Origin of the sequence: Aquincola agrisoli (assembly GCF_036621135.1) — a bacterium.
GTDB classification, from domain to species: domain Bacteria; phylum Pseudomonadota; class Gammaproteobacteria; order Burkholderiales; family Burkholderiaceae_C; genus Aquincola; species Aquincola agrisoli.
The window spans coordinates 211,310-227,841 of sequence record NZ_JAZIBG010000048.1 but is presented as its reverse complement, the minus strand read 5'-3'; the positions used below and the strand labels follow the sequence as shown (position 1 = coordinate 227,841).

15 protein-coding genes and 1 pseudogene are annotated in these 16,532 nt (G+C 70.4%); 15 read left to right on the top strand and 1 reads right to left on the bottom strand.

Annotated elements, in window-relative coordinates; all coding sequences use genetic code 11:
* Positions 1-192 precede the first annotated feature (192 nt).
* The 4 genes and pseudogenes from V4F39_RS22800 to V4F39_RS22785 all read left to right on the top strand — a co-directional run.
* Positions 193-1,278 (top strand): porin, encoded by a 1,086-nt coding sequence (locus tag V4F39_RS22800; protein ID WP_332292332.1) that lies wholly within the window; start codon positions 193-195, stop codon positions 1,276-1,278.
* Between the two features lie 543 nt (positions 1,279-1,821).
* Positions 1,822-4,059, top strand: coding sequence for a glycoside hydrolase family 3 protein (locus tag V4F39_RS22795; protein ID WP_332292330.1), 2,238 nt, complete (start codon positions 1,822-1,824; stop codon positions 4,057-4,059).
* Positions 4,060-4,157: 98 nt separating this feature from the next.
* Positions 4,158-4,859 (top strand): PEP-CTERM sorting domain-containing protein, encoded by a 702-nt coding sequence (locus V4F39_RS22790; RefSeq protein ID WP_332292328.1) that lies wholly within the window; start codon positions 4,158-4,160, stop codon positions 4,857-4,859.
* 86 nt (positions 4,860-4,945) lie between these two features.
* Positions 4,946-5,227, top strand: a pseudogene (locus tag V4F39_RS22785) (transposase); the annotation flags it as partial.
* A gap of 64 nt (positions 5,228-5,291) precedes the next feature.
* On the opposite strand, the gene V4F39_RS22780 reads toward V4F39_RS22785, so the two are convergent.
* Positions 5,292-6,227: a LysR family transcriptional regulator gene (locus tag V4F39_RS22780; RefSeq protein WP_332292326.1), complete on the bottom strand. Its 936-nt coding sequence runs from the start codon at positions 6,225-6,227 to the stop codon at positions 5,292-5,294.
* A 230-nt stretch (positions 6,228-6,457) separates the two neighbouring features.
* On the opposite strand from V4F39_RS22780, the gene V4F39_RS22775 reads away from it, so the two are divergent.
* From V4F39_RS22775 to V4F39_RS22725, 11 genes are all read left to right on the top strand, one after another.
* Positions 6,458-7,414 carry a TRAP transporter substrate-binding protein gene (locus V4F39_RS22775; protein ID WP_332292324.1) on the top strand — a complete coding sequence of 319 codons (957 nt, stop codon included), beginning with the start codon at positions 6,458-6,460 and terminating at the stop codon, positions 7,412-7,414.
* A 16-nt stretch (positions 7,415-7,430) separates the two neighbouring features.
* A complete protein-coding gene (locus tag V4F39_RS22770; protein WP_332292323.1) occupies positions 7,431-7,940 on the top strand; it encodes a TRAP transporter small permease in 510 nt (169 codons plus the stop codon).
* 88 nt (positions 7,941-8,028) lie between these two features.
* Complete coding sequence (locus V4F39_RS22765) at positions 8,029-9,327, top strand: TRAP transporter large permease (RefSeq protein ID WP_332292321.1); 1,299 nt, start codon at positions 8,029-8,031, stop codon at positions 9,325-9,327.
* 137 nt (positions 9,328-9,464) lie between these two features.
* Positions 9,465-11,111, top strand: a complete 1,647-nt coding sequence (locus V4F39_RS22760; RefSeq protein WP_332292320.1) for a hypothetical protein — start codon at positions 9,465-9,467, stop codon at positions 11,109-11,111.
* A 21-nt stretch (positions 11,112-11,132) separates the two neighbouring features.
* On the top strand, positions 11,133-11,333 hold the full coding sequence (locus V4F39_RS22755; protein WP_332292319.1) for a hypothetical protein: 201 nt from the start codon (positions 11,133-11,135) through the stop codon (positions 11,331-11,333).
* Between the two features lie 83 nt (positions 11,334-11,416).
* Positions 11,417-12,796, top strand: a complete 1,380-nt coding sequence (locus V4F39_RS22750; RefSeq protein WP_332292317.1) for an acetyl-CoA carboxylase biotin carboxylase subunit — start codon at positions 11,417-11,419, stop codon at positions 12,794-12,796.
* Entirely contained in the window at positions 12,793-13,524 is a 732-nt protein-coding gene (gene pxpB, locus V4F39_RS22745; protein WP_332292316.1) for a 5-oxoprolinase subunit PxpB, read from the top strand. Before V4F39_RS22750 ends, pxpB begins: the two co-directional genes overlap by 4 nt.
* Positions 13,521-14,546 (top strand): 5-oxoprolinase subunit C family protein, encoded by a 1,026-nt coding sequence (locus V4F39_RS22740; protein WP_332292315.1) that lies wholly within the window; start codon positions 13,521-13,523, stop codon positions 14,544-14,546. The genes pxpB and V4F39_RS22740 overlap by 4 nt, the downstream gene beginning before the upstream one ends.
* Complete coding sequence (locus V4F39_RS22735; RefSeq protein ID WP_332292314.1) at positions 14,543-15,343, top strand: LamB/YcsF family protein; 801 nt, start codon at positions 14,543-14,545, stop codon at positions 15,341-15,343. Before V4F39_RS22740 ends, V4F39_RS22735 begins: the two co-directional genes overlap by 4 nt.
* On the top strand, positions 15,336-15,554 hold the full coding sequence (locus V4F39_RS22730) for an acyl-CoA carboxylase biotin carboxyl carrier protein subunit (protein WP_332292313.1): 219 nt from the start codon (positions 15,336-15,338) through the stop codon (positions 15,552-15,554). Before V4F39_RS22735 ends, V4F39_RS22730 begins: the two co-directional genes overlap by 8 nt.
* 108 nt (positions 15,555-15,662) lie before the next feature.
* Positions 15,663-16,436, top strand: a complete 774-nt coding sequence (locus V4F39_RS22725; RefSeq protein ID WP_332292312.1) for an SDR family oxidoreductase — start codon at positions 15,663-15,665, stop codon at positions 16,434-16,436.
* Positions 16,437-16,532 lie beyond the last annotated feature (96 nt).

Genomic DNA, 16,532 nt, shown 5'->3' with positions numbered 1-16,532 from the left:
TCGGGCAGGTCATGAAGTCGATCCTGCCCTTCTACGGCGCGCTCACCGTGTGCCTGGCGCTCGTCACCTACGTGCCGGCGTTCTCGCTCTGGCTGCCAAACATGCTCCGGCCCGCCGGCGGCTGATCCCTCCGTGCCGCCGGTGGTCGCGCACACCGGACGGCTTGTTCCATCCGCGCAATCGAGGACAACGATGAACTACAAACACAGCCCCTTGTGGGTCGGGGCGGCACTCGCCTGCCTGGCGCACGCCGCCGCCGCGCAGAGCACGGTCACGCTCTATGGCCTGGTGGACCTCAACGTCACGCAATACAAGGCCGGCGGCCGCGCCGGCGGGGACACCAGGGTGGTGATGAACGACGGCACCAACAACGGCCTCAACGGCTCGCGATGGGGCGTCCGTGTGAACGAGGACCTGGGCGGTGGCCTGCAGGTGCAGGCGGTGCTCGAAGGCGGCGTCAACGCCGACACCGGCACCTCCGCGCAGGGCGGGCGGGCCTTCGGCCGCCAGGCCTTCATCGGCGTGACGTCCAAGACGCTGGGGGAGCTGCGGCTGGGCCGCCAGTACGTCCTGGAGGACTACGTGATGGGCCTGACCGATCCGATGGGCAACGCGCTGGTCAGCAACCCCAGCACCGGCGTGACGAACATGGGCCGCGCCATCCCGCTGTGGCTGAACGCGCCGCGCGCGGACAACGTGGTGCAGTACCGCACGCCTTCCTGGGGCGGCTTCTTCGCCGCCGGGCAACTCGCCCCCGGTGAAGGCACCACCGACCGCTTCCACGGGGTGAGCGTCGGCTACGTGGGCGGGCCGATGGCGGTGGCCCTCTCGTACGAATGGAACAAGTCCCGCACGACCGAAGACGACACCAACAAGTCGCTGACCATCGGAGCGAACTACAACTTCGGTGCCTTCAAGCTGCTGGGCGGCTACCAGCGCAACCGCGACCTGGCGCTCGGCAGCGGCAACGGCGCGGCCTCGGGTTTATCGAACCTGACCATCAACGCCGGCAGCGCCTTCGTGGCCAACCGGCTGACCGGTGCCACCGTCGGGGTCGAGGTGCCCATGGGGCCGTTCACCTACGGCGCCAACTACACGCGCGTCAAGTACGAAGGCGCGGGCGCCTCGGCCGACCTGGGCAAGACGGCCCTGGTCGGGCGGTATGCCTTCTCGAAGAACACGCAGGTCTATGCCGGCATCTCGTTCGCCAGCGGCGACCTGGCCAACTGGATCCTGGAGAAGCGTGTGGCCAACGCAGGAATTAGGCATGCCTTCTGAAGCTGCCTGAGGGGTTCGTCCAGAACCTCGGCGAGTTCCACCGCGATTCGCTGGCAGGTGCCGCAGTGTCAGAGATATTGAGCCGGCAATTCATTGGCCCACCGTGCCGGCAACGTGAACGAGCACATCTCCGCACAGTACGCTGTGCTTATAGAGCCCCTCGGGGCTCTTCTTTTTGGGGCGATCGAGTAAGACAGTCCAACTGGAGGGTTGCTGTTCTTGGCAGGAGGCCGCTGCCAATCTTCTTGGATTTGTGGGTCGATTCAGAGGGACTGCGCGTATTTTTCAGGGTATACCCGAGACAAATCGATCTGCATTGCAGGAGCTAAAACGGTATTTAGAAAGGCCATTGCGAAAAAGGTATCGGTGGTCACCAATTAGGTATTGGACCGACAAGGCGATGCGCGGATAAATTTTCCTCGCCCTCCGTGGGCCAAGAAGTTTCAACCGAGTAGGAGACAATTCATGAGAACAACGCGCGCAACCAGCGCAAAGCTCCATCGCCCCCGTCAGCCTCGTGTGCGTGCCACTGCATGCGTGGCCATGCTGGTGCTGTCGCCGGTGGCCTTCGGCCAGGCGGTGCCCACGCTGCAGGCGAAGTTCGTCCCCGAGGCGATCAACATGCGCTCCCTGGAGGGCGTGGTCAACGTGGCGCTGACGGCGGCCGCCGGAGACCTCGCCGCCTGCGCCCTGGCCAACGTGCGCATGGGGCCGGCCGCGCCGGTGTCGGTGGCGCCGTCCGCCGACCGCCGCACCTACGTCGCCTCCTTCAAGAAGAGCGACCTCGAGTGGGTGCTGCCGGGATTCACCGAGACGGAAGCCCTCGTCACCGGCCAACTGAGCTGCAACGGCGGCGAAGCGCAGGGCGTCGTGGCGCGGGGCAAGGTGAGGGTCATCAAGCCGACCGTCGTCCAGTCGCGCGTGAAGCCCCTGCTCACCGTGGGCGGCCAGAAGTTCAAGGACCTCAACAACAACGGCCAGCTCGACCGCTACGAGGACTGGCGCCTGCCGGTCGACCAGCGTGTGGCCGACCTGCTCTCGCGCATGTCGCTGCAGGAGAAGGCGGGTCTGATGGGCATCCCCACCTCGTACAGCGAGAGCCAGAACCAGACCTACCTCGACCGGAACATCCGCTACCTGATCCTTCGCGAAAGCAACTTCCAGGGCAAGGACCTGGCGACGCGGCTCAATGCCACGCAGGAGCGTGCCGAAGCGTCGCGCCTGGGCATTCCCGTGGTGATCATCTCCAACCCGCTCAACCACCTGAGCGGTGGCAACGCGGTGTTCGAACCGGGCGGCGGCGCCGGCTCGTTCTCCATCTGGCCGGGCACGCTGGGCATGGCGGCCACCCACAATCCGCAGCTGATCAAGGACTTCGCCTCCATCGCGCGCCAGGAATGGCGTTCGGTCGGCATCCGCCGCATCTACGGCTACCAGGTCGAGCTGGCGACCGAGCCGCGCTGGACGCGCAACCGCACCACCTTCGGCGAGGGCGTGGAGCTGAACTCGATGATCGCCCGCAACCTGGTGCTCGGCACCCAGGGGCAGGCCATCGGTTCGGACTCGATCGCACAGGTGATCAAGCATTTCCCGGGTGACGGCGCCGTGCTGCGCGGCCTGGATCCGCACAACGTGCCCGGCCAGTACGCGGTCTACCCCACCGCGGGCAGCCTGTTCACCTACCAGTTGCCGCCCTTCAAGGCCGCGATCGACGCGGGCGCGAGCGCGATCATGTCGTACTACAACCGGCCGAACAACGCGCTGAGCGCGCCGCAGTTGCCGTCGGAGTGGTGGCAGTCGCCCACCCAGCAGTTCGAGGACGTCGCCGGTGTCTACAACCACACCCTCATCACGAAGCTGCTGCGTGACCACCTGGGCTTCAAGGGCGTGCTCAACTCGGACACGGGTGTCCTGACGGCGCAGGCGTTCGGCGTCGAGAACCTGACGGCGCCGCAGCGCTGGGCCAAGGCCGTGAAGGCCGGAGCCGACATCATCTCGGGCAGCAGCAGCCCGAACGACCTGATCACGGCCGTCAACGACGGACTGCTGAGCGAGGTGGAGCTGAACAAGCCCGTCGGCAACCTCCTGACCGAGATCTTCACCCTGGGCCTGTTCGAGAACCCCTACACCAACCCCGATGCAGCGCAGGCGATCGCCAAGACGCCGGCGAACCAGCTGGTGGCCGACCAGGCCCACCGCCAATCGCTCGTGCTGATGCGCAACGACCGGCAACTGCTGCCGCTGAAGGGCACGACCAACCTCTACGTCGAGGTGTTCACCGCCGGCACGGCCGCCGCCACGCAGACGGCTGCGCTGAAGGCACTGCTCGCCAACGACCCGAACATCAAGGTGGTCGATGATCCCGCGCAGGCCAATGCCGCGCTGCTGTGGGCGCAGCCGCAGTTCGAGACGCTGGCCGATCGGGTCAACATCGAACTCGGCACGGCCACCGGTGTCAACGTCGAGCGCATCCAGCAGATCCAGGCGGCGGTGCCGTCGATCCTGGCCCTCAACCTGACGACGGGCTGGGTCATCAACAGCGTCGAGCCCGGCGCTGCAGCCGTCATCGGCACCTACGACGTCAAGGCGGAAGCGCTGCTCGACCTGATCCGCGGCCGCTTCCAGCCCAGCGGCAAGCTCGTCATGGGCATCCCGGCGAACCAGGCTGCGGTCGACGCCAATGCGGGCGACGTGCCGAGCTACGCCGAGTCCTACGACTACGCCTACCGGAACGCGGTGAACGACCGCTACACCTTCGGCTTCGGCAAGACCGGCTTCTGAGCCGAGGCGCACGCAGCAGCTGCCGGGGAGGGTGCCCCGGCAGCCACCGTCCAACGGGTCGCCTCCAGGGGGGCGCGGCCGACACACAGGGGTTTCCCATGATCCAACGTATTGCAGCAGCCATCGCGCTGTGGGCCGCCGCGGCGGTTGCCGCCGCCGCGGTGCCGGCGACGACGGTCCAGTTCCAGACCAACACCATCGCGCTGGTGGCCGACGCGTCCGATGCACGGTCGGAGAGCAGCCCGCTCGCGCCGGCGCCCGGCCTCGATCCGGTGCCGCTATTCACCAGCGCGCTGGCGGTCAACGCGACGGATTTCGCCAGCGCTGGCGCGATCGCGAGCGGCGGGCTGTTCTCCACGTCGGCGGAGGCGGACAGCGCCACCGGTTTCACCAGCGCCGCGGCGGACGCGCACTACACGTCGACGTACACCGGCCCGGGCGTGATCAACCTGTCGCTGCAGTTCACGTTCGAAGGCGCGGCGTCGGCGGGTTCTGCGGCGGCCGGCTCGTTGTCCGTCGTGGTCTGGAGCGGCGGCGTGGTGGTGTTCGACCAGCTGTTCTCGACCACCGGATCCTTCGATCTCCAGATGCCGCTGTACGGTGCGGACCACGTCGTCGACCTGCAGCTTTTCAGCGAAGCCAGCACCGACCCGCTCGGCGGCTTTGCAGCCAGTTCGGCCCAGCTGGCCTTCGACGTAGCCATGGCGCCGGTGCCGGAGCCCGGTTCGCTGGTGTTGGCGCTCGCCGGCCTGGCGGTGCTGGGCGCCTGGACGCATCGCAGGCTCCCATCGCAGCGCTGAGTCGTCGCGGGCCGGCGACAGGTGCCGGCCCGCGCGATGTGTCGTCCGCACCGCCGCAGCGGTGCACAACCCGAAGGCACGGACCGATGGAGATCACGCCTGAACAGTTCTCGAGGATCGAGCATTGCCTGCCGACGCAGCGCGGCAACGTGCGCATGAGCAACCTGGACGTGGTCAATGCGATCCTGTACGTGACCGCACATGGCTGCAAGTGGCGGCGGCTGCCACAGCGCTTCGGCAACTGGCACACCGTCTACACCCGGATGAACCGCTGGACCAAGGCCGGTGTGCTCGATCGCCTGTTCGCCGAGCTGCAGAAGGCCGGCCTGCTGCGCGTCAGGATCGAAGCCGCCCCGCAGGACGCCTCGGGCTTCGTCTGGCTGCCCCGGATGCTCGAACGGCCGTGAGGCCCGCGCTGCGTGCCGGCGCGGCTCAGCCCGGCGTGCGCTCCAGCTTGCGGGCCCAGTCCTCGCCCATGCGTTCGCAGTACTGCGCCGCCACCTCGCAGGTCACGGCCTGGGTGGCGCGAACGGCGGCGCCGGCGCTGCGCTCGGAGATGGCGGTGATCACCATCGAGGGCAGGCGCGGGCCGTCGCACTGGAACAGCTCGCGCCGCTCCAGCCGCTCGCGCACGAAGACGGGCGGTATCGCCGCGATCCCGTAGCCGTCGCCGACCAGCTGGATGATCGACTCCACCGACGGGAAGCTGCAGACCCGCGGCTCCAGCTCGCGCCCCACGAACAGAGAGCGCACGTGCGCCTGCGGGCTGGAGGTCTTGGAGAAGGTCAGCACCGGCACGCGCTCCAGGTCCTCGATGGTCACGGTGCCGCTGGCAGGCACCAGGTCGGGCCGCGCCACCCAGCGCACCGGAAACTCGCACAGCGGCGCGACGTCGTAGTCCATCGTGCCGACGGCCTCGGCGTAGGGGTCGTTCTGGATCATCACGTCGAGCTTGCGCTGGCGGAACTGGTCCTGCAGGTTGCGCGCGGTGTCGACGGTGATGTCGGGGTTGACCTGCGGGTGCCGCTCGGCCAGCACGCGGATCAGCGGCGACAGCCAGGTGTGCACCACCGACTCGATCGCCCCGATGCGCACGCGCCCGGCCGGCGGCGCCTCGGGGCGGGTGGACTGCACGAGTTCGTGCTCGAGCTGCAGGATCCGCTCGGCCTGCCGCACCACCTGCTCGCCCGCCGGTGTGAGCATCAGCCGGCGGGAGCTGCGGTCCACCAGCTCGGTGCCGAGTTCGTCCTCCAGGCTGGCGATGCGCTGGGAGATGGCCGCCTGCGTGGCGTTGAGGACCTGCGCGGTCTCGCGGAAGCTGCGCACACGCGCCAGCACGACAAGCGTTTCGAGGAATCGGGTGTTCACAGGGTCAACCTTCTGCATGTGCCGGGTGCGCGCACGGCCTGGCGGCAGGCCGCCGGCAGCATAGCGGCGGCATGCACCCGATCGGGAGAGGGATTGCAACTACCGGGCCAGCGCCATCGGCCGGAAACGATCAGCAAAACTAGCTTTACCTCATAAAGTTTTCTCGATGGACGCTCCCGGCTTCTTGTCCGACATTGGCCCCGCCACAGACTTGAAGAGGAAGCCCCGTGATGAAACGCCTGATCGCCGCCGCCGCGGCCCTGTGTGCCTGGACGGCGCATGCCGCGAGCTGGAACCTGTCGGCCGAGCAGCCCGATTCCAACTACCTGACGCAGAACGTGCGGCTGTTCGCCGACGACGTGAAGGCCGCCACCAAGGGCCAGCTCGAGTTCAAGGTGCAGTCCAACAGCGTGCTGCTGAAGCGCCCCGAGGTGAAGCGCGGCGTGCAGCAGGGCATCGTGCCGATCGGCGAGTTCCTCATGTCTGCGCTGGGCAACGAGGACGCGATGTTCGAGGTCGACAGCGTGCCCTTCCTGGCCTCGTCGTTCGATGCCTCGGAGAAGCTCTGGAAGGCGGCGCGCGAGCAGATCGTGCAGCGCCTGGACAAGCAGGGCATCGTGCTCGTCTATGGCTCACCGTGGCCGCCGCAGGGCATCTACACCAAGACGCCGGTGGCCGCGATGTCGGATTTCAAGGGCGCGCGCTTCCGGGCCTACAGCGCCTCCACCAGCCGCATGGCCACCCTGATGGGCGCCGTGCCGACCACCATCCAGACCGCCGAGGTGCCGCAGGCCTTCTCCACCGGCGTGATCGACATGATGATCACCTCGCCGGCCACCGGGGTCGACACGCAGGCCTGGGACTACGTCAAGAACTACTACGACGCGCAGGCCTTCATCCCGCAGGCCATCGTCATCGCCAACAAGCGCGCGCTGGCCGAACTGCCGGCCGACCAGCGCCAGGCCGTGCTCGACGCGGGCAAGCGTGCCGAGGCCCGCGGCTGGCAGATGGCCCGCGACCTGACCGCCAAGCTCACGAAGACGCTGTCCGACAAGGGCATTGCGGTGCACCCGGTGCCGGCCGGGGTGAGTGCCGATCTCGCCAAGATCGGCCAGACCATGGCCGATGAATGGACGAAGAAGTCCGGCGCCGACGGCGCCAAGGTCCTCGACGCGTACCGGCGCTGAACCGCGGAGGCCTGCCATGTCCCTGCTCGATCGTGCGGCCGCGGCCTCGGGCGCCGCCTCGGCGGTGTCCCTCGCGGCCATCTGCGTGGTGATCACGGCGCAGATCGTCGCCCGGCTCGCGGGGCAGCAAATTCCCGCGGCCGACGACTTCGCGGCCTGGACCATGGCCGCCTCCGCGTTCCTGGCGCTGCCCTACGCGCTTCGCCACGGCGACCACATCCGCGTCACGCTGGTGCTTCAGTTCCTGCCCCGGGGCGGCGAGCGGGCCTTCGAGCTGGTGGCGACGGCCATCGGCACGGCGGTGGCTGCCTGGGCGGCATGGCACACGGTGGCCTTCGTCTACGGCTCCTGGGCGTATGACGAGGTCGCCCAGGGCATGCTGCGCGTCCCGCTGTGGATCCCCCAGTTCTCGATGGCCGTCGGCATGGTGCTGCTGGCGGTGGTGCTTGCCGACCGGCTCCTGCGCTGCATCGCGGGCCGCCCGCTCGTCGATCCGTCCGGCGGCGAGGCGGCCCGCACCGAATAACCCCCCGTCCGTCCGCGCCCTGAAGCGGGAGCGCCCCCGGGGCCTCCCCGGGGCGAACTCGTCCTGCGATTTCCTGGAAAGGGCTCCTGTGAGCGACCTTGCGCAAGCTGCCGTGCTGATGGCGGTGCTGTTCCTGATGCTGGGCCTGGGCGTGTGGGTCGCGCTGGCGCTGATCGCCTGCGGCCTCGTGGGCCTGCTGCTGTTCACCTCGGCGCCGCCGGGCGTGCTCTTCGCCACCACCGCCTGGGGTTCCACCGCGAGCTGGGCGCTGACGGCGCTGCCGCTGTTCATCTGGATGGGAGAGATCCTGTACCGCACGCGGCTTGCCGAGGACATGTTCTCCGGCCTGGGGCCCTGGGTGCGCGGCCTGCCGGGGCGGCTGGTGCACGTGAACGTGCTGGGCTGCGGCATCTTCGCGGCGGTGAGCGGTTCGTCCGCGGCCACCGCCGCGACGATCGGTCGCATTTCGCTGCCGGAGCTGAAGTCCCGCGGCTACGACGAGAGCATCAGCATCGGCTCGCTGGCCGGCGCCGGCACGCTGGGGCTGCTGATACCGCCATCGATCGTGATGATCGTCTACGGCGTCGCGGCGCAGGTGTCGATCGTCAAGCTGTTCACCGCAGGCATCCTCCCCGGCCTCATGCTGATGCTGCTCTTCTCGGGCTACATCGCGCTGTGGTCGCTGCGCCACCCGTCGCGCGTGCCGGCCGACACCAACCACGTCCCGTGGCGCGAGCGCATCCTGCGGCTGCGCCTGCTGGCGCCGGTCGCTCTGCTGATCGTGGCCGTCATCGGTTCGATCTACACGGGCGTGGCCACGGCCACCGAAGCGGCGGCGCTCGGCGTCATCGGCTCGCTGGCGATCGCGGCCTGGGGCGGCTCGCTCAACCGGCAGTCGTTCGTCGCGAGCCTGATGGGCGCGGCGCGCACCTCCTGCATGATCACCTTCATCCTGCTGGGCGCCGCCTACCTCACCAGTGCGATGAGCTTCACCGGCCTGCCCGCGAACGTGGCGCAGTGGATCTCCTCGCTCGGGCTCGGGCCGTACGGGCTGCTCGCGGTGCTCACCGTCTTCTTCGTGCTGCTGGGCTGCTTCCTCGACGGCATCTCGATCGTGGTGCTGACCACCGCGGTGCTGCTGCCGGCGGTGCAGGCCGCCGGCATCGACCCGCTGTGGTTCGGCATCTACCTGATCCTGGTCGTCGAGATGGCGCAGATCACGCCGCCGGTAGGCTTCAACCTGTTTGTCATCCAGGGCATCACCGGGCTGCAGCTGTTCACGCTGGCGCGCATGGCCTTGCCTTTCTTCCTGCTGATGGTGGTCGCCACCGTGCTCATCACCGTGTTCCCGCAGATCGTCATGGCGCTGCCGGGCGCCATGGGCTGACCCGGATTCGAACCGAAGAGGAAGGAGGAACCCGCCCGCCACCGCCCGCACCCCCTCGCCGGCCGTTCCAGGCCGCACCGCCGCGCGCGGACGCCGCCGTCCGCGTGATCAGCAGGCCGTTCAGAAGGAAACACCCCATGTCACCGAACGCCAACGTCATTCGACTGTCCCTCACGACCATCGCCGCCGCCGCGTTCCTCGCGGCGTGCGGCGGCGATTCCGATTCCGACGACTCCCCCACGACGCCCCCGCCGCCGGCCACCGTCGCCTGCGGCTGGGACACCGCCGTCGCGCTGGCCTACGAGGAGCGCCGGCTGACCACGCCGCTGCCGTTCACCGGCAACAACGTGGCCACGACCGACCAGACGCCGCTGGCGGAGCGCATCGTCAAGGACACCGGCTTCGACACCTTCGATCCGGCCTTCGCGGCGCGGCTGTGCGGCGCCGACGGCAAGACCACCATCCTCAACTACGAGGCCGCCATCGCGGCCGTGAAGGAGGAGGGCCAGGCGCTGTGGCGTGCCGCGGTCGACCGCGTGCAGGGCCGGCGCGCCTCGCCGGCCGGCAGCGTGCTGCCCAACAGCGACGACCGCATGCTGTACTGGACGCGCGTCTACATGACCAAGACGCTGCGCCAGTGGAAGCCCTCGTTCGAGATCAGCGCGGCCCAGATGACGGAGCTGCAGCTGCAGTTCGAGCGCTCGTCGCGCGGCCAGTACGACATCAACCTGCCCGCCGGCAACGCCCCCAGCGGCGCCAAGTACCGCCGCATGCTCGTCAGCGGCTTCGACGTCTTCACGCTGGGCACCCCCGGCACGCCCAACACCGGCCTGCGCAACGGCAACCCCTCGGGCGCCACCGCGCTGGAGATGGACGGCCGGCAGATCACGCTGGACGACGGCAGCATCCTGCACGTCGAGGCCTACGTGCTGCCGGTGAGCTACGACCCGTTCAACCTCGGCATGCAGGAAGACACCATCGGCCCGTGGTTCCGCGAAGGCCCGCAGCGGGTCGACGCCTCCATCTCGATCAGCCAGGGCGGTGCCAACCAGTTCTGGCTCGAGCAGTGGAACGGCCGCTTCCACGGCCCGTCCGCCGGCAACGACGGCATGATCTACTGCCCGGTCGGCAACCGCCTGCCGAGCTACGTCCTGCCGCTGGGCACCGTGACGGCGCCCGACACGGCGCCCGTCTCGATCCCCGGCTCGGGCTGCGACATCAACCCGCCCAAGCGCTGGCTGGGCTACGAGAGCGCGGCCTCGTGGATCAAGGACTTCCCGCCGCAGTTCACCACCGCGTCGCTGCCGATGGTGGCGATGGTCACCGCCAACACGCAGAAGGGCATCGCCCGGCCGCCGGGCGCCACCAGCCAGGGCACCGAGGGCTTCGACGTGACCTGGCACACCAACTACACGTACTTCCCCGACTGCAGCCTGCCGGCCACCGTCAGCGTGCCGTCGAACAACGTGATGAACTCGATGCCCGACCTCTCCACCGTGGCCGCGCCCGATCCGGCGTGGTGCCTCAGCGCAGGCGGCGGCGGCAACTACCTCTCCAACGAGAGCGCGTACCGCAACACGCTGCTGCGCGACGTCTTCCGCCTCGACATCCCGGCCGGCCACATCCACATCCCGGTGATGAACAACTACTACGGCGGCGCGGTGGGCGGCACGCGCAACGACAACGCGATGACGGACGGCCGCTTCGAGGCCTACCGGACCGCGATCGTCGCGCAGACCAAGGCCCTGCTGACCGTCGTCGGCAACTCGCTGATCTATCGTTGACCATTCACCGAAGGAGCCACCATGAAGCGTTTGCTTTCCCTCCTCGCGCTGGCCGTCGGACTGGCCGGCACCGCCGCGGTCGCGCAGCCCAGCATCTACTACCTGTGGAAGAACAAGACCAGCGGCGCCAAGATGTGCGAGCCGCAGGCGCCCGGCCCCGGCTGGGAGAAGGTCGGCGGGCCGTTCAGCGACGAGAACTGCTCGATCCCGCATCCGGAGTGACGGGCGCGTGAAGCAGCCCCGCCGGGCCTCCCGGGGCCCGGCGGGGGCCCGCCCTCCTTCCCGGCCGCCGCGACACACACGACATGAAACGCATCCTGATTGCCAACCGCGGCGAGATCGCCTGCCGCATCATCCGTGCCTGCCAGGCACTGGGCATCGCCACCGTGGCGGTCTATTCCGAGGCCGATGCGCAGGCCCTGCACGTGCAGATGGCCGATGCGGCCGAGCCCGTCGGCCCCGCGCCCGCGGCGCAGAGCTACCTCGACGGCGAGCGCATCCTTGCCGCGGCGCGCCGGCATGGCGCCGACGGCGTGCACCCCGGCTACGGCTTCCTGTCGGAGAACACTGCCTTCGCCCGGGCGGCCGAGGCGGCCGGCATCACCTGGATCGGCCCCGACCCGCGCAGCATCGAGGACATGGGCGACAAGCAGCGCGCCCGGGCCATTGCCGAGGCCGCCGGCGTGCCCACGCTGCCGGGCAGCCGGCGCTTCGCAGCCGAGGCGCTCGACGGCCTGGAGGCCGCGGCGGCCGAGGTCGGCTACCCGCTGCTGGTGAAGGCCACCGGCGGCGGCGGCGGCATCGGCATGCGGCGGGTCGATGCACCCGAGCAGCTGCGGGCCGCGGCGGCCGGCACGCAGCAGCTCGCGGCCAAGGCCTTCAAGGACGGCACCGTGTACCTGGAGCGGCTGGTGCCGCGGGCGCGGCACGTCGAGATCCAGGTCTTCGGCCATGGCGACGGCAGCGCGGTGCACCTGTTCGAGCGCGAGTGCTCGGTGCAGCGGCGCTTCCAGAAGATCGTGGAGGAGAGCCCCGCGCCCGGCCTGACGGCCGCGCTGCGCGCGCGCATGGCCGAGGCCGCGGTGTCGCTGGCGGCGCACCAGCGCTACCGCGGGCCCGGCACGGTCGAGTTCATCGTCGACGCGGACACGCTGGACTTCTTCTTCCTGGAGATGAATACGCGCATCCAGGTCGAGCATCCGGTCACCGAGATGGTCACCGGCTGGGACTTGGTGCAGGCGCAGATCCGGCTGGCCGCGGGCTGCCACGTGCCGGTGCCCCAGCATGCGATCGAGCGCCGCGGCGCGGCCATCGAATGCCGCCTGTATGCCGAGAACCCGGCCAAGAACTTCCTGCCGTCGCCCGGGCCGCTCAAGCGCTTCCGCATGCCCGAGGCGATGGCGCATGTGCGCGTGGACACGGGCGTGCGCGAGGGCGACGCCATCACCCCCTACTACGACCCGATGATCGCCAAGCTCATCGTCTGGGGCGAAGACCGCGGCGCCGCGCTGGCCCGCCTGCGGCAGGCGCTGGCGGTGGCCGAGATCGACGGCGTGCGGCACAACCTGGCCTTCCTGCAGGCCGTGGCGGGCCATGCCGACTTCGTCGCCGGCCGCGTCGACACCGGCTGGGTCGAACGCACCCGCGCCGAACTGCTGGGCGCGGCCGCCGGGGTGGCCGCATGACGGCCGTGGACGCCGGATGGCGCATCGACGCGGTGGGCGATGCCGCCTTGCTGGTCGGCTTCGGCGACAGCGTCGACCCCGGCACCAGCGAGCGCGTGCACGCCTTCGTGCAGCACCTGCTCGAGGCGCCGCTCGCGGGCGTGCGCGACGTGGTGCCCGCGTTCACCACCGTCACGCTGCACTACCGGCCGGAGCAGGTCGAGGGCAGCGGCGGCTTCCCGTTCGACCGGCTGCGCGAGCAGGTGCTGCGCCGGCTGGCGCTGGAGATCGATGCGCACGACGTGGTGCCGCGGGTGTTCGAGGTGCCGGTGTGGTACGGCGGCGAAGCCGGCCCCGACCTCGTCGACGTGGCGCGCCAGTGCGGCCTGGGCGAGGCCGAGGTCGTGCGGCGGCACGGGGCCTCGCCGCACCGCGTCTACATGCTCGGCTTCGCGCCGGGCTTCCCGTTCATCGGCGGGCTCGACCCCGCGCTGGCCATGCCGCGCCGCACCACGCCGCGCACGCACGTGCCCGCCGGCTCGGTGGCCATCACCCGCGACCAGACCTGCATCTATCCGCTGGAGACGCCCGGCGGCTGGAACCTCATCGGCCGCACGCCGCTGCGGCTGTTCGATCCGTCCGCCGACACGCCCTGCCTGATGGGGCCGGGCGATGCGATCCGCTTCGTGCCGATCGACGAGCCCACGTACCGGGCGATGCTGGCCGGCCGGGCAGGGGATGCTGCATGACGATCGAAGTGCTCAAGCCCGGCGCGCAGTCGCAGCTGCAGGACATGGGCCGCTGGGGCCACCAGCGCTTCGGCGTGCCGGTGGGCGGCGCGATGGACGCCTGGTCGCACCGCGTGGCCAACCTGCTGGCCGGCAACGAGGCCGACGAGGCGACGCTGGAGATCGTGCTGATGGGCCCGAGCCTGCGCTTCACGGCGCCGGCCTGCATCGCGATCTGCGGGGCCGACATGTCGCCGCGCATCGGCGACGAGCCGGTGCCCATGCACCGCCGCGTGTGGGTGGCCGCGGGCACGCAGCTCGATTTCGGGCGCCGCATGAGCGGCCTGCGCAGCTACCTCGCGGTGCGCGGCGGCTTCGGCGTGGCGCCGGTGATGGGCAGCCGCAGCACCTTCGTGCGCGGCGGCTTCGGCGGCTTCGAAGGCCGCGCGCTGCGCAAGGGCGACGTGCTGCCGCTGGGGCAGGGCGCGGGCGGGGCGGCGCGGCCCGGGGACGGGCTGGGTGCTGCCGGCCGGCCGTGGTCCGCGGCGCCGCTGGATCCGGGCGTGCCGGAGCCCGCGGGCGTGCTGCCCCCGGCGGCCGCCGATGCCGTGGTCACGCTGCGCGTGGTGCGGGGCGAGCACTGGGGGGCCTTCCCGCCGGAGATGCAGGCGCAGTTCTCGCAGGCGGTGTACCGCCTGTCGCCGCAGTCCGACCGCATGGGCTACCGGCTGCAGGGGCCGGCGCTGCTGCGCTCGTCCGCCGCCGAGCTGATCTCCGAGGGCGTGGCCTTCGGCACCGTGCAGGTGCCTCCCGATGGCCAGCCGATCGTTCTGATGGCCGAGCGCCAAAGCGCCGGCGGCTATCCCAAGATCGCACACATCGCCAGCGTGGACCTGCCGTTGCTGGCGCAGGTCGCGCCGCAGCAGGGGCTGCGCTTCCAGGCCATCGCGCTGGAGACGGCGCAGGCCCTGTACCTCGACCGTGAACACCGGCTCGCGCACCTGCGGGACGCGCTGGCCGCGCCGAAGGAGAAGACCGCATGACCGCCACCCGACTGGACCTCAACTGCGACATGGGCGAGGGCTTCGGCGCCTACGCCATGGGCAACGACATCGCCATCCTCGACCATGTCACCTCGGCCAACATCGCCTGCGGCTTCCACGCCGGCGATCCGCCGACCATGCGCCGCGTCGTCGGCGCTGCGCTGGCCAGGGGCGTGGCGGTGGGCGCGCACCCGGGCCTGCCCGACCTGCAGGGCTTTGGCCGCCGCGCGATGCAGGTGTCGCCGGCCGAGGCCTACGCAATGGTGGTCTACCAGGTGGGTGCGCTGATGGGCTTTGCGCAGGCGGCCGGCGGCCGGCTCAACCACGTGAAGGCGCACGGCGCGCTCTACAACATGGCCGCCAAGGACCGCGCGCTGGCCGATGCCATCGCCCAGGCCGTGCGCGACGTCGATCCGTCGCTGGTGTTCTTCGGCCTGGCGGGCAGCGAGATGATCCGCGCCGCCGAGGCGCTCGGGCTGCAGGCGGCGGCCGAGGTGTTCGCCGACCGCAGCTACCAGGACGACGGCAGCCTGTCGCCGCGCGGCCAGCCGGGCGCGATGATCGAGGACCCCGCGCAGTCGCTCGCCCAGGTGCGCCAGATGCTGGCCGGCTCGGTGCGCGCGGTCAGCGGGCGCATCGTGCCGCTGCAGGCGGACACGCTGTGCATCCACGGCGACCAGCCCGGCGCGCTCGAATTCGCGCGCACGCTGCGCGAAGCGCTGCGAGGCGACGGCGTCGTGCTGCAGGCGCCGCAGCGCGCGGCCGCCCGCGCCGAGGCGGAGGCCCGCCATGGCTGAGCAGGCCGTGCGATCGGAGGCCACCGGCCGCGTCTGGAAAATCGAGGTCGCCGAGGGGCAGGCCGTGGCCGAGGGCGACACGCTGCTGGTGGTCGAGTCGATGAAGATGGAAATCCCGCTGGCCGCACCCCGCGCCGGCACGGTCGTGGCCCTCCACGTGGCCGAGGGCGACATGGTCGAGGAGGACCAGGTCGTGCTGCTGCTGGGCTGACGGCCGCGGCCCCTGGGTGAGCCGAGCGCTTCGGGGGTTAGCCCGAGGTTGACCCGTGTGTCAGTGAAGTTTATAAAATACACACTGTACAAAACAACGGGGTCAGCGATGAGTCTGCCAAAGCGTTTTGAGGGCCGCACCGCCATCGTCACCGGGGCGGGGCGCGGCATCGGGCTCGGCATCGCCCGCCGCCTGCTGGCCGAAGGCGCGCAGGTCACGATCTGCGATACGCGCCAGGCCGCGCTGGACGAGGCCGCCGCAGCGCTGGGCCCGCTGGCGGAACGGGCGCAGGGCGTCATCGCCGACGTGTCGCAGCCCGATGACGTGGCGCGGCTGGTCGAGGAGGCGCAGCGGCGCTTCGGTCCGGTGACGGTGCTGGTCAACAACGCCGGCATCTCGCCCAAGCACGCAGGCGTGAAGGCGCTGGTGGCCGAGATGGCGTTCGACGAATGGCGCCAGGTGCTCGACGTCAACCTCGGCAGCGCCTTCCTCTGTGCCCGCGCCTGCCTGCCCGCCATGCGGGCCGCGGGCTGGGGGCGCATCGTCAACATCGCGTCGCAGGCCGGACGCACACGCAGCGACATCGCCGGCGCGCACTACGCCGCCTCCAAGGCCGGGATGATGGCGCTGGCGCGCACGCTGGCCGGCGAGGTGGGCGGGGCCGGCATCACCGCGAACGCCGTCGCGCCAGGCCGCATCGAGACGCCGATGGCGGCCGCGGCCGGCGCCGAGGTCAACGCGGCCTACCTCACGCGCATCCCGGTCGGCCGCCTCGGCACCGTCGACGACGTGGCCGCCGCGGTGGCCTTCCTCGCCAGCGACGAGGCCGGCTTCATCACCGGCGTCACGCTCGACGTCAACGGCGGCAGCTTCATGATCTGACACCGCCCGCGTCCCGTTCCCGTTCTCCGCTCCCTCATCCCGATTCCTTTCCCGGCCACAGACCGCCAGCCGAAGCGGCAGCCGCTCCATCCGCCG